The following is a 14,013-nucleotide window of genomic DNA, read 5'->3' on the forward strand; positions in this document are numbered from 1 at the left end:
GCGTCCTCACGTCAGGACCACGGTGGCGTCCATGGTCAGCCAGCCTTCATGGTCCTTGGCCCACAGGTGGACCGTCTTGCCGTCGGCGAGCGGCGTACCGCACACCGAGAAAGGGTTGATGTCGAAGGTCGGCCGCACCGCCTTGAAGCGGAAGGAGGCGACCTCGGCTTCCGGCAGCCGGTGGCGCAGCAGGTCGAGCAGCAGGGTGGCGATCAGCGGGCCGTGCACGATCAGCCCCGGATACCCCTCCACCCCCGTCACGTAGCGCCGGTCGTAGTGGATGCGGTGGCCGTTGAAGGTCAGCGCCGAGTAGCGGAACAGCAGCACGTCGTCGGGAACCCAGCGCGTCTCCCAGGCCGCGTCCGCCGGCGCCGGCTGCGGTTCCGGCGGCGCATCCTGCGGCGTGGCCGCCTCGCGGTAGACGATGTCGTGGAACTCGGTCAGCGCAACGTCGGTCTCGCCGGCGCGGCGGATCTCGTGGCGGACCTTGACGAAGACCAGCGGACCGGTGCGCCCGGACTTCTCGGTCACGTCGTGGATGGTCGAGGTCCGGGTCAGGGCGTCGCCGACGCGCAGGGGGCTGTGGAACTCGAACTGGCTGCCGGCCCACATCCGGCGGGGCAACGGCACCGGGGGCAGGAAGCCGCCGCGCCTGGCATGACCGTCCGGCCCGATCTCCGACTGGCGGTGCAGCGGCAGGAAGTACAGCCAGTGCCACAGCGGCGGGAGCGGGGTACCGGCGGCGGGGCGCTCGGCGGGCCGGTCCAGAGTGGCCGAGAGAGCGGCGTAGGGGGTCGGGGTGACGGTGTCGGACACGGTCTCGCTCCGGCCGATCCAATCCTTCGCGCTTGTGGTGGAAACGGTCATGGGGGAGGCGGTCATGGTGGCGTCCTCGATGCGTGGGGGCGGCCTGCGCCGGATCAGTGCGACGGCTGGGCGGGGGCGGTCAGCGGCAGGACGGCGATGTCGCCCTTCTCCTCCAGGCACCGCTCGGTGCTGGCGTAGCTCTGGTTCAGCTCCCGCTGCAGAACCTCGCGGTCGCAGGCGTTCTCCCAGATCGAGACGACGATGCTGGCGACGCAGTTGCTGATGATGCTGGTTAGGGCGCGGGCCTCGGACATGAAGCGGTCGATGCCGACGAGCAGGGCGACGCCCGCCACGGGAAGGTCCGGCATCACCGTCAGCGTGGCGACCAGGGCGACGAAGCCGCTGCCGGTGACGCCGGCCGCACCCTTCGAGGTCAGCAGCATGACGCCGAGCATGGCGAAGATCTGGCCACCCGACAGGTGGATGTCGCAGGCCTGGGCGATGAACAGGGAGGCCAGCGTCAGGTAGATCGCCGTGCCGTCGAGATTGAACGAGTAGCCCATGGGCAGCACGAGGCCGGAGACGCCCTTCTTGCAGCCCAGCGCCTCCAGCTTCTGCAGCACGCGCGGCAGGACCGGTTCGGAGGAGGAGGTGCCGAGGACGATCAGCAGCTCCTCGCGGAAGTAGCGCAGCACCTTCCACAGGCTGAAGCCGTGCAGCCGCGCCAGCGTGCCGATGATGACGACCAGAAAGACGCTGCAGGCGATGTAGAAGGTGAGGATCAGCAGGCCGAGCGAGCCGATGCTGTCGATGCCGTATTTGCCGACGGTGAAGGCCATCGCGCCGAAGGCGCCGATCGGGGCCAGCTTCATGATGAAGCCGAAGGCGGCAAACAGCACGTGGGAGAAGGATTCGATGCCCTGGACCACCGGCTCGCCGGCCTTGCCGACCCGCGTCAGCCCGAAGCCGACCAGGACGGAGATGAGCAGCACCGGCAGCACCTCGCCCTCGGCGAAGGCGCCGAAGAAGGAATGCGGGATGATGTGCAGCACGAAATCGGTGAAGCCGACCGGAGCCGCCTGCTTGGCGTAGCGCGCCGCCACCGTGGGGTCGAGCGACGCCGCCGACACGTGCATGCCGACGCCGGGCTCGATGATCATCACCGCGGCCAGCCCGATGAGCAGCGCCGCCACCGTCAGCGCGTAGAACAGCGCCATCGACTTGACCAGCGTCTTGCCGATCTCGCGGGTGTCGTTGAGGCTGGTGATGCCGCTGACGATGGTGCAGAAGACGACCGGCGCGATCATCATCTTGACCAGCTTGACGAACCCGTCGCCGAGCGGCTTCAGGGAGGCCCCGAAGTCCGGCCAGAAATGACCGGCCAGGATGCCCAGGGTCAGGCCGACGACGACCTGGAAATAGAGAGCTTTGTAAAAGGCCTTGGGCTTGGTCGGCGCCGGGGTTTGTTCTCCCGTTTGTAGGCGCATGGCGTTTCCTCCTCGGTGCGTTGTGGGTCAGGCGGCCATGGCGGCCCGTGGTGGGTCCAATGGCCGTGCGAACACGGTTCCTTCGAACAGGCGTCGTGACGTGCGCAGGATGCTGGCGGTTGGGGCGGATTGACCGGCTCCCGGATCGAGGCGGACGGTCAGCCGGCCGGCCGGGTGCTCGAAAGTGACGTCGCCGGGCAGGGCCAAATGTCCGGCCAGCGCGGAGGCCACGGTTCCCGGGATCGTGCAGGCGGTCGCGGTGGCGACGGCCCCGGTGATGGCCATCGCCCGGTGGCAGTCGTGCGGCATGAAATAGCGGACGGCCAGCGTGCCGCCGCGCGTCGGCGGCGCCAGCAGGACGGGCTTGGGGATCACCATGCCGGCGGCGTTGGGGAAGCCCATGCGGCGGCCGGCCTCGACGCGCAGCGCCTCCAGTCGGGCCATGAAACCCCGGTCGAGCCGGTAGCTGTCCATCGGCTCGTGCCCCGTCTTGCCGAGGTCGGCGGCACGGACCAGCATCACCGGGATGGCGGCGTCGATGCAGGACACCTCGATTCCGCCGATGCGGTCGATCGGCGCCCCGGTGGGCAGCAAGCGGCCGGTGTTGGCGCCCGCCGCGTCGAGAAAGGCAAGGTGAATGGGCGCCGCGGTGCCGGGAACGCCGTCGATGACGGCCTCGCCCTCGTAGGTCACCCGTCCGTCGGGGGTCTGGACGCGCGCCTCGATCAGCTTGCCGGTGTTGACGTTGTGGATGCGCACCACCGTCACGCCGTCCGTCGCCGGGACCAGCCCGGCCTCGATGGCGAAGGGGGCGACCGCGGCCAGCATGTTGCCGCAGTTGGGTGAGGTGTCGACGATCCCTTCCTGCACCCGCACCTGGGCGAACAGATAGTCCACGTCCGCGCCGGCCAGGGTGGCGGGACCGACGATGGCGACCTTGCTGGTCAAGGGATTGCCGCCGCCGATGCCGTCGATCCCCAGGTCGTTCCCCGCCCCCATGACGGAGAGCAGAAGGGCGTCACGCTCCGCCGGGGATACCGGAAGGTCGGAGGCCAGGAAGAAGGGCCCGCGGGAGGTTCCGCCGCGCATCATCACGCAGGGAATGCCGATCTGGCGGCTGGTCAGGTGGTTCATGGCGCTTGCTGTCTCTTGGTCTCGCCGTCGCGGCGAAGAAAGCCGATGGACAGATATTCCGCCCCGGAACCGTATTTGTTAAATGCAATGATTCGGGATATTATTGCGCATCGCGCATCAATGGGCGCCGCCGCGGGGAGGAGAGCATGAATTTCGAACTGGTCGATCTGAAAGCCTTCGTGGCGGTGGCCGAACTGGGCAGCTTCAACCGCGCCGCCGAGCAGCTGAACCTCTCGCAGCCGGCGCTCAGCCGCCGCATCCAGAAGCTGGAGGACACGCTGGGCGTCGCCTTGTTCGAGCGCTCGACCCGCCACGTCGCCCTGACCATGGTCGGACGCGACTTCATCCCCAAGGTCCGGCGCTTCCTGGACGAGTTCGAATCATCGCTGCTGGGGATCAGCGACCTGGGGGCGCGGAGCGGCGGACAGATCACCATCGCCTCCGTCCCGACGGCGGTGTTCTACTTCCTGCCGAACGCGATCAGCCGTTTCAGCGTCGCCTTCCCGCGCATCCGCATCCGCATCCTGGACCTCGGCGCCAACGAGGGGCTGGAGGCGGTGGCCCGCGGCGAGGCCGATTTCGGCATCAACTTCATCGGCACGTCACACCCGGACATCGAGTTCACGCCGCTGGCCGAGGACCCGTTCGTCGTCGCCTGCCGGCATGACCATCCGCTGGCCTCCCGGCGGGAGGTCGGCTGGGACGAGCTGGCGGCGCACCGGGTCATCACCGTGGGCCGGACCAGCGGCAACCGGGCGCTGATCGACAACGCCCTGGCGCAGCACAGCCTGAAGCTCAACTGGTCCTACGAGATCACACACCTCGCCAGTTCGCTCGGGCTGGTGGAGGCCGGGCTCGGCGTCGCGGTGCTTCCCAAACTCGCCACCCCGGCCTCCGGCCACCCCATCATCCGCACCATCCCGCTGAGCCACCCGAAGATTTCCCGGACGATCGGCGTCGTCCGACGACACGGCGCCATCCTCTCGCCCATGGCGGCGCGCTTTCTGGAGGTGCTGCTCGGCTCCTGGAAAGCCTGATGCCCTTGAACGCTACCGCGTCGATTTGAGAATCGCCGAGCGCTTGCCATCGACGGACAGTGCTGGAAAAACACCTGAACTTGAGCCAGCCCCCGTTTCCCGAACGCACCCACCGTCCCGGATTTCGGCCCCGGATCTTGGCGGGATGACACCGGCCAAGACCGAACGCCTCCCGGTCAGCGCATATCCACCAGCAGACGCCGCAGCCAGATGCCGGAAGGGTCGGCTTCGGTGCGGCGGTGCCAGACCAGCGAATAATTGAAATTCGGGATCAGAAACGGCAACGGGAAGGACAACAGGCCTTGCGACAGGGCGATCGATTCCAGCAGGGACGGCAGGGTCGCGATCATCTTCGTCCCCACGATGGCGGTGATGTTGCTCATGAAACTGGGGGAGCGCAGGGCAATGGCCCGGTGACGTCCGATGCCCTTCAGAAAGACATCGATCGGGCTCGATCCCGAAGCGCGGAACTGCGCGATGGCGTGTGGATAGAACAAATAATCGTCGATGGAAACGCCTTGCTCGCTTAGCTCCACCAGAGGGTGGTCCGCGGAACAGAACCCGACGAAACTGTCATGGAAAAGGAATTGCGACAGATAGGGTGACTCCGGAGGCTGGAGCCCCCAGAAGGTGCAGTCGAGTTCGCCGCCGGCCAGCTGGTTCAGGGTGTTCTCCCCGACGTTGATCAGTTCCAGCGTCACGTTGGGGGCGATCTGCTGAAGCTTCCGGGTGAGCCTTGGCACGATGGTCAGGGCGGCGAAATCGCTGATGCCGATCCGGAAATGGCGGTTGTCCTCGACGATGTCCGAACCGTCGCTTCTCATCAGGACGCGGACGGACTGGAGGATGCCCGCCACCGGACCAATCATGGATTGCGCCCGCTCCGTCGGCACCAGACGGTTGCGGGCGCGCACGAACAGCGGATCGTCCATCAGGACCCGGAGCCGGTTTAACGCATGACTGACCGCCGGTTGGCTCAGCGCCAGTTGCGGAGCCGCATCCTTCACCGAACCGGTGCGCGCAATCGCGTCAAAAACCACCAGCAAATTCAAGTCGATACGGTTCAAATTCATGGCGCGAATTCCGGTCTTTATAACCCTGCATTTTACTAAAGCAACTTGCGTATGTATAGGCCGAAGGGAGGTCTCAAAGCGCCTAACCCCTTCGAGGAATGCTCGTCATGCTCCATTCGACCGTGTCCCGGCCCGTCCCCGCTATCCTGGGCTGCGAGGGTGTTCCCGAAGCTTCGAGGCGCGAGGTCGCGTTCATCGACATGGCGCTCGATGACTGGCAGGCGCTGAAGGTCGAGATCCCGGCCGGCATCGAGGTCTTCCTGATCGACAGCCGGGCGGACGGTATGGCGGCGATGGCGCGGACGTTGGATGGCCGACGCGACATTCACGCCATTCATGTGCTCAGCCACGGTTTCGAAGGCGGCCTCCAGCTCGGCTCCGGCCGGTTCGACACCGGGGCCTTGGCGCAGCGCGTCGAGGAACTGGCGTCCATCGCCTCCAGCCTCGCCCCGGATGGCGACATCCTGCTCTACGGCTGCAACGTGGCGTCGGGCCGGGGCGCCGACTTCCTCACCGCGCTGGCGGAGGCGACGGGGGCCAACGTCGCGGCCTCGCGGACGCCCACGGGTGCCGCGGACCGGGGCGGCGACTGGGACCTCGACTGGGTGCACGGCGCTGTCACCACGGACTCTCTGCGCTTCGATTCATATCGCGGGGTGATGGTCGCTCCGGTCATCGTGAGCGGCGTCGCCTACATCGGTGAAAACATCGTCGTGTTGACGTTCGATCAAGCGCTGGATACCGGAAGCCAGCCGAACGTGAATTCCTTCGCCTCCGACGCGTTGACCCCGGGCAGCGCGCGGATCAACGGCATCCCGACCAACCTGACGTCCGCTGTGGTTTCCGGCAACACGCTGACGCTGACGCTCCCACAGCAGACGTTCACCAACAACGACATCCTCACCATCCTGTACGAGGACCCGTTTGGCGACCAGTCCAGCAGCGTTCTTCAGGGTTCGTCCTCCGGTGAGGATGTCGGAACCTTCCAGTACGATATCACCGTCGCGACGGCCCGTCCGACCACGGCTCCGACACTGACGGCGACGGGCGGCACGACGACCTTCACCAACAGCCAAGTGGACCTGTTCTCGTCGGTCACGGCCAGCACCAACGACACGGGGCAGGTCTTCACCAGCCTGACGCTGACCGTAACGGGCGTCCAGGACGGTGCTGCGGAATCCCTGACCTTCTACATACCCGGCGCGACCAATCCGCTTCAACTCAGTTTGGTCAACGGAACAGGCATCGCGAATCCGATGATGCCAGGCGGAGCGGTCGTCACCGCGACCGTCATCGTCACCGGCAGCACGGCGACCGTGACGCTCACGGGCCTGGAGGCGTCGGATGCCGATATGGGGTGGCTCCTCGACGACCTCGTCTACAACAACACCGCCAGCACACCGTCCAATGGCCAGCGCGTCATCACCGTCAACAGCGTCACCGACGACGGCAGCAGCAACAGCACCGCCAGCATCTCCGGCGTCTCCAGCACCGTCAATATCGGTGCGGCGGCTTCGACCCTGCCGACGCTGACGGCGACGGGCGGCACGACGACCTTCACCACCAGCGCGGTGGATCTGTTCTCGTCGGTCACGGCCAGCACCAACGACACGGGGCAGGTCTTCACCGGCCTGACGCTGACCGTGACGGGCATCGTCGACGGCGCGTCGGAAATGCTGGGCTTTATCATACCGGGGATGATGGGGGGGCCCGTCACCATCGCGCTGACCGGCGCCGGCACCCTGACGGGCCCCTTCGTCGGGTCGGCTGTCGGCGGCGTCACGTTCAATGGCAGCACCGCCACGGTGACGATCAGCGGCCTGCAGTACTCGGCCGCCGACATGCAGTCGTTCATCGACAGCATCGCCTACAACAACATCGCCGGCACGCCGTCCAACGGCCAGCGCGTCGTCACCCTCACCGGCGTCACCGACGACGGGGCGAGCAACAACACGGCCAGCCTGACCGGCATCGCCGCCACCATCAATGTCGGCGCACCGCCGCTGACCCTGCCCACCCTGACGGCGACGGGCGGCACGCCGGCCTTCAGCCAGGGATCGCCCGTGGGCGTCGATCTGTTCTCCACGGTGACGGCGAACACCAACGACACCGGGCAGGTCTTCACCGGCCTGACCCTGACGATCACCGGCGTGTCCGACGCCGAGGCGCTGCTCGGCATCGGCAGCAATCCCCTGGCCTTGTCGATCGCCGGCGGCGGCCCGACGCCCTTGCCGGGAATCACCGGGTCCGGGCTGGGCGTCTTCGCCAACGTGGCGGTCAACGGCACCACGGTGACCGTAACCCTGACCGGGCTGTACCACACCAACGCCCAGCTCGAGGCGCTGATCGACGGCCTGTCCTACATCAATTACACCGGCGGAACCCTCGTCTCCGGCAACGTCACGCCCGGCAACCGCGTCATCACCGTCACCAGCGTCACCGACGACGGCGGCAACAACCACACCGCCAGCCTCACCGGCGTTTCCGCCACCGTGAACGTCTCGGGCCCGGCGGCGCCCGCCCTGGTCAGCGCCGTGGCCCATGCCGGCGAGAACACCATCACGCTGACGTTCGACACGGCCCTCGACAGCACAGGCACGATTCCGACCAGCCTGTTCCTCGGCACCTCCGGCCCCTGGTTCTACGGTGCGAACAAGGTCGTGCTCACGAGCAACGGAAGCACCGGCCCGGTCGACGTGAGCTCCGTGTCGGTGTCCGGCAACACGCTGACGCTGACCCTCAGCAACGCCACGCTCACCGCCGGCGACTCGATCAACTTCCGCTACCTTGATCCGAACAGCGGCGACGACGCCAGTGGCGTCATCCAGAGCGCCACCGGGGGCTGGACGCCCTCGGCTTCGACGCCGCCCTGACCGTGGGCGCGGCCCGCCCTGTCCCGGTCCTGCAAAGCGCCGCCGTCACCGGCGATTCGCTGGTGCTCACCTACGACGTGGACCTCGATTCCGCCAACCCGCCGGCGCTGGGAGCCTTCACCGTCACGGTCGGCGGCATCTCGGTGGCGGTCAGCGGCATCGCCGTGGACGGCGTCGGCAAGACGGTCACGCTGACGCTCGGCCAAGTGGTCGCCTATGGCGACACCGTCACCGTCTCCTACACCGACCCCACCGCGGACGATGACGCGAACGCCATCCAGGCCGGCAGCGGCGGGCGCGACGCCGCCAGCCTCTCCGGCCAGTCGGTCACCAACAATTCGCCCGACCCGAGCACCACGCCGCCGTCCGTCACGGCCATCGATGCCTATGTCGGCGAGAACGTCATCATCGTCACGTTCGATCAGGCCCTGGACGCCCAGAGTCCGTTGCTGCTTTCCCTTTTCTCCGCGTCCGACAGCCTCAATTCGGTGAATTTGGGCACCAACGCCATCCTCGTGGGCAACACGAAGGTCGATCTGCGCTCGGTGGTCGTCTCCGGCAACAAGCTGGTCCTGACCACGGCGAGCCCGCTCGCCCAGGGGGATTACATCCGCTTCGAGTACAGCGACCCGGCGGGCAACGACTCCGCCAACGTTCTGCAGAACCTGTCCGGCCTGGATCTCCCCGACACCCGCTTCGCCGTCCTGGCCACGGCCACCCGCACCGTCAACACCCCGAGCCTGACGGCGACGGGCAACGCGACCACCTTCACCAGCTCCTCAGGCCCGGCGGACCTGTTCTCGTCGGTCACGGCGAACACCAATGATCTGGGGCAGATCTTCACCGGCCTGACCTTCACCGTGACCGGCGTCCTGGACGGTGCGTCGGAATACCTGATCTTCATGGTCCCCGGTGGTACGTCCTCCATCATGAACTTGACCAACGGCGCCAGCTTGATGAGCGGCACCTTTGGAGTCACCGGCGGCGCCACACTCAACGGCAGCACCTTGACGGTGACGATCAGCGGCCTGCGGTTGTCGGCTGACGAAATGCAGTCCCTCCTGGACGGCTTCTACTACAACAACGTCGCCGGCACGCCGTCCGATGGCCAGCGCATCATCACGCTGGCCAGCGTCACCGACAACGGCGGCAGCAACAACATCGGCACCCTCACCGGCATCTCCGCCGTCATCAACATCGGCGCACCCCCGACGCCGGTCCTGCAAAGCGCCGCGGTCAACGGCACGTCGCTGGTGCTGACCTACGACACGGCGCTCGACGCCGTGAACATTCCGTCCGCGGGCAGCTTCACCGTCCTGGCCGGCGGCAGCCCGGTGACCGTCAGCGGCGTCGCCGTGGACACCGCGATCAAGACGGTCACGCTGACGCTCGCCCAGCCGGTCGCCTACGGCGCCGCAGTCACCGTTTCCTACGCCGACCCCACCGCGGGTGATGACGCCAACGCCATCCAGTCCTTCGGCGGCGGCCTCGACGCCGCCGGCTTCACCGGCCGGTCGGTCACCAACACCACGCCCGACCCGAACGGCGTGCCGCCGACGCTGACGCTGACGACAAAGAACGGTGGCTTCTCGTCCGGCCAAGGCAGCAGCGGCACCGACCTGTTCGACGGGGTGACCGCCTCGACGGTGGACAACGGTCAGACCTTCACCGGCATGGTGCTGACCGTTCACAACGTCGGCGGCACCGGCAGCACCGAGTTCCTGAGCATCGGCGGCACCGACATCGCCTTGAGCAACGGGACGACGGGCAGCTTCGCCAGCGGCAACTACGCGGTCACGCTGGCGAACGGCGTCGCCACGGTGACGCTGACCGGCATGGCGCTCAGCAACGGCGGCATGGACACGCTGATCGACGGCATCGCCTACAAGAACACGGACGCGGCCAGCACGAACTACGGCAGCAGCGAGACCCGCTCGATCGTTCTGCGCTCCATCACCGACAGCGGGGCCTCCAGCAACTCCACGGTGGTCGACAAGGTCGCCACGGTCACGATCGCGAACACGGCCACCTACACCCCCTTCCTGACGATCGTACCGACGAATCCGGCCATCGCCTTCACGCCGGGAACGCCGCAGCAGGTGTCCTTCACCGTGACGGCCACGCAGATGAGGACACTGATTGGTTCCTTGGTCACGTTCGGGGTCGATGCACCGAACGGCTGGTCGGTGGGAAGCGTCAGTCTCATTCCCGCGGGAAGCGTCAGTCCCATTTCCATGATCACCGGGATCATCAGTCAAGGCCAAGTCTACACGCTGACCTTCGACGTGACGTCCTCCGGCACGGACACGTCCGGCGCGTTCCCCATCAGCGTCCACACGATTTCCACCGGCCTTGACCTCACCAGTTCGGTGGTTTCCAGTTCCGTCATGGTGACGGTCGCCATTCCGCCGGTCCTGCAAAGCGCCGCGGTCAACGGCACGTCGCTGGTGCTCACCTACGACAGCGCGTTGGACGCGGCCAACCCGCCGGCGGCCGGCGCCTTCGAGGTCAAGGTCGGCGGCACCACGGTCACGGTCAGCGGCGTCGCCGTGGACAGCGTGAACAAGACGGTGACTCTGACGCTCGCCCAGGCGGTCACCGATACGGACACGGTCACCGTCGCCTACACCGACCCCACCGCGGGCGACGACGCCAACGCCGTCCAGTCCCCCACCGGCACAGACGCCGCCAGCGTCACCGCCCGGCCGGTCACCAACACGACGCCGGACACCACCCCACCGACGCTGACCTCGGCGGTGCTGAGCGGGACGCGGCTGACGCTGACCTATTCGGAGGCGTTGGACGGCGCCCAGACTCCTGTGGCCGGCGCCTTCACGGTGACGGTGGGCGGCGTGGTGCGCACGGTCACCGCGGTCGCCACCGCCGGCCGGATGGTCACCCTGACGCTGGATGCCGGGGCCTCCTCGCCCTATGAGGGCGCGACGGTCAGCTACACCCCGCCGGGCTCCGGCGCCAAGACCGTGGATGCCGCCGGCAACGCCGCGGGCGCGCTGAACGGCCAGCCGGTCCGCGTGGGCGGCGATCCGAGTTTCACCCTGGAAGCCACCAACCCCTTCGGCATCGGCAGCTTCGTCGGCCAGTCCGCCCCGGTCTTCGCCGACATCGACGGCGACGGCGACCTCGACGCGGTGGTCGGCGACTGGTACGCCAACATCGTCGTCTACCGGAATGTCGGCACGGCGGAGGCGCCCAGCTTCACCCTGGTGGGCACCAACCCCTTCGGCCTGAACACCGTCGGCGGCGGCATGCCCGCCTTCGCCAAGCCGGTCCTCGCGGACATCGACGGCGACGGCGACCTCGACCTGCTGGCCGGCAACGCGGGCGGCGACACCGTCGTCTACCGCAACGTCGGGACGGCGGCGGCGCCCAGCTTCACCCTGGTGGGCACCAATCCCTTCGGCTTGAGCAATGCCGGGGGCTTCGCGTCGCCGTCCCTGGCGGACATCGATGGTGACGGCGACCTCGACGTCCTGATCGGCAACGCTAATGGCGACACGCTCTTCTATCGGAACGTCGGAACGGCGGCGGCCCCCACCTTCGCGCTGGAAAGCACCAATCCCTTCGGCCTCGGCGATGCCGGAAGCAACGCCACGCCGATCTTCGTGGACATCGATGGGGATGGCGACCTCGACGCCCTGATCGGCAACGACAGCGGCAACACGGTTTTCTACCGGAACATCGGGACGGCGGCGGCGCCCACCTTCACCCTGGAGGGCACCAACCCCTTCAACCTGGGGGATGTCGGCAGCAACGCGAAGCCGACCTTCGCGGACATCGACGGGGACGGCGACCTCGACGCCCTGATCGGCCGGGACGACGGCAAGACGGTCCTCTACCGGAACACCACGCCGCCGCCCGCCACCCCCACGGCCCCGACCCTGACGGCGGGTTCGAACAGCGGCTCGACCACCGACACGCTGACCAACGTCACGGCGCCGGCGATCGTCGGAACCGCGGTCGCCTCGTCGACGGTGGTGCTGTACGACGGCGCGACGGCCATCGGCACGGTGACGGCCGACGCCTCCTCCGGCCTGTGGACGCTCTCCACCGCCTCGCTGAGCGATGGCACGCACTCGCTGACCGTCACGTCGAGCAACGTCAACGGCACCTCGACCGCCTCGACCGCCCTGACGCTGACCATCGACACCAAGACACCGACGCTCACGTCGGCGACGCTGAACGGGACGCAGCTGACCCTGACCTATTCGGAGCTTCTGGACGGCGCCCAGACTCCGGCCGGCGCCTTCACGGTGATGGTCGGCGGCGTGGCGCGGACGGTCACCGCGGTCGCCACCAGCGGCAAGACGGTCACCCTGACGCTCGACGCCGGGGCGACGGTCTACCAGAGCGTCACGGTGGACTACACACCGCCGGGCTCCGGCGCGAAGACCGCGGACGCCGCGGGCAACGCCGCGGGCGCGCTGACCGGTCAGGCGGTCCGCGTGGCGGGCGATCCCAGCTTCGTCCTGGAAGCCACCAATCCCTTCGGCTTGAACGGTCTCTTCCCCCAAGCCAAGCCGGTCTTCGTGGACATCGACGGGGATGGCGATCTCGACGTCCTGGTCGGAAACATCGGCATCAATCTTCAATTCTACCGCAACGTCGGCAGCGCGACCGCGCCCAGCTTCACCCTGGATGCCGCCACCGCCCCCTTTGGGCTGAGCGGCACGACGATGTCCACCCCGGCCTTCGCGGACCTCGACGGCGATGGCGACCTCGACGTCCTGGTCGGAAGCAACTCCGGCTCCCTGCTGTTCCTGCGCAATATCGGAACCGCGACGGCGCCCAGCTTCACCCTGGAGGCCACCAACCCCTTCGGGCTCAGCACTTTCATCCCCCTCGCGTCGCCGAGCATCGCGGACCTCGACGGCGACGGCGACCTCGACATCCTGGTCGGCAGCCAGGGCGGCGACACGCTGTTCTACCGCAACGTCGGAACGGCGACAGCGCCCAGCTTCACCCTGGTCGGCACCAATCCCTTCGGCCTCGGCAATTCGGGGGGGCAGGCGTCGCCGACCATGGTGGACATCGACGGTGACGGCGACCTCGACATCCTGGTCGGCAACATCATCGGTGACACGGTGGTCTACCGCAACGTCGGGACGGCGACGGCGCCCAGCTTCACGCTGGTCGGCACCAACCCGTTCGGGCTGAGCAACGCCGGGATGATGGGGGCGCCGAGCATCGTCGACATCGATGGCGACGGCGATCTCGACGCCCTGGTCGGCGCCTTCACAAGCATCACCCTGTTCCGCAACGTTCCGCCGACTCCGGCGAGTTCTGGCGCTGACGACCGCGTCCAACAGCGGTTCGACGACGGACACGCTGACCAACGTCACGGCTCCGGCGATTACCGGCCTGGCTAAGGCGTTCACAACCGTGGTGCTGTACGAGGGCGCGACGGCGCTGGGCACGGTGACGGCCGATGCCAATGGGCTTTGGACCGTCACGACGGCCTCGCTGGGCGACGGGGCTCATTCCCTGACCGCCGTGTCGAGCGATGCCACCGGCACGTCGTCGGCCTCCAGCACGCTGACGGTGACCATCGACAGCGCGGCTCCGAACGCCCCGACCGTCACGA

At 67.7% G+C, this 14,013-nt stretch carries 8 protein-coding genes; 4 read left to right on the forward strand and 4 right to left on the reverse strand.

Annotated features, from left to right (window positions below; all coding sequences use genetic code 11):
- Positions 1-6 precede the first annotated feature (6 nt).
- From ACWPN7_RS08325 to ACWPN7_RS08335, 3 genes are read right to left on the reverse strand one after another with little or no spacing between them, the layout of a single operon-like run.
- Complete coding sequence (locus ACWPN7_RS08325) at positions 7-882, reverse strand: HTD2 family dehydratase (RefSeq protein ID WP_459198147.1); 876 nt, start codon at positions 880-882, stop codon at positions 7-9.
- Between the two features lie 38 nt (positions 883-920).
- A complete protein-coding gene (gene dctA / locus ACWPN7_RS08330; protein ID WP_040133813.1) occupies positions 921-2,294 on the reverse strand; it encodes a C4-dicarboxylate transporter DctA in 1,374 nt (457 codons plus the stop codon).
- Positions 2,295-2,321: 27 nt separating this feature from the next.
- Entirely contained in the window at positions 2,322-3,428 is a 1,107-nt protein-coding gene (locus ACWPN7_RS08335) for a 4-oxalomesaconate tautomerase (RefSeq protein WP_459198148.1), read from the reverse strand.
- A 146-nt stretch (positions 3,429-3,574) separates the two neighbouring features.
- Between ACWPN7_RS08335 and ACWPN7_RS08340 the strand changes: the two genes are divergently transcribed.
- Positions 3,575-4,465 carry a LysR family transcriptional regulator gene (locus tag ACWPN7_RS08340; RefSeq protein WP_103041557.1) on the forward strand — a complete coding sequence of 297 codons (891 nt, stop codon included), beginning with the start codon at positions 3,575-3,577 and terminating at the stop codon, positions 4,463-4,465.
- Between the two features lie 176 nt (positions 4,466-4,641).
- Here the strand turns inward: ACWPN7_RS08340 and ACWPN7_RS08345 are convergent, their stop codons facing one another.
- Positions 4,642-5,538 (reverse strand): LysR family transcriptional regulator, encoded by an 897-nt coding sequence (locus ACWPN7_RS08345; RefSeq protein ID WP_200775880.1) that lies wholly within the window; start codon positions 5,536-5,538, stop codon positions 4,642-4,644.
- 107 nt (positions 5,539-5,645) lie between these two features.
- Between ACWPN7_RS08345 and ACWPN7_RS08350 the strand changes: the two genes are divergently transcribed.
- From ACWPN7_RS08350 to ACWPN7_RS08360, 3 genes are all read left to right on the forward strand, one after another.
- The gene (locus ACWPN7_RS08350) at positions 5,646-8,411 is read left to right on the forward strand and encodes a DUF4347 domain-containing protein (RefSeq protein ID WP_492273238.1); all 2,766 of its coding nucleotides are present in this window, start codon (positions 5,646-5,648) and stop codon (positions 8,409-8,411) included.
- Between the two features lie 2 nt (positions 8,412-8,413).
- Positions 8,414-13,798, forward strand: coding sequence for a beta strand repeat-containing protein (locus ACWPN7_RS08355; RefSeq protein WP_492273239.1), 5,385 nt, complete (start codon positions 8,414-8,416; stop codon positions 13,796-13,798).
- The coding region (locus tag ACWPN7_RS08360) for an Ig-like domain-containing protein (protein WP_492273246.1) at positions 13,758-14,013 on the forward strand (256 nt) is incomplete at its 3' end. The genes ACWPN7_RS08355 and ACWPN7_RS08360, both read left to right, overlap by 41 nt.

This window comes from Azospirillum sp. UENF 312511 (assembly GCF_058780635.1).

Coding starts and splice junctions, on each gene's coding strand:
- ACWPN7_RS08335 (WP_459198148.1), bottom strand. CDS start 3,428: ATGAACCACCTGACCAGCCGCCAGATCGGCATTCCCTGCGTGATGATG.
- ACWPN7_RS08345 (WP_200775880.1), bottom strand. CDS start 5,538: ATGAATTTGAACCGTATCGACTTGAATTTGCTGGTGGTTTTTGACGCG.
- ACWPN7_RS08350 (WP_492273238.1), top strand. CDS start 5,646: ATGCTCCATTCGACCGTGTCCCGGCCCGTCCCCGCTATCCTGGGCTGC.
- ACWPN7_RS08340 (WP_103041557.1), top strand. CDS start 3,575: ATGAATTTCGAACTGGTCGATCTGAAAGCCTTCGTGGCGGTGGCCGAA.
- dctA (WP_040133813.1), bottom strand. CDS start 2,294: ATGCGCCTACAAACGGGAGAACAAACCCCGGCGCCGACCAAGCCCAAG.
- ACWPN7_RS08325 (WP_459198147.1), bottom strand. CDS start 882: ATGACCGCCTCCCCCATGACCGTTTCCACCACAAGCGCGAAGGATTGG.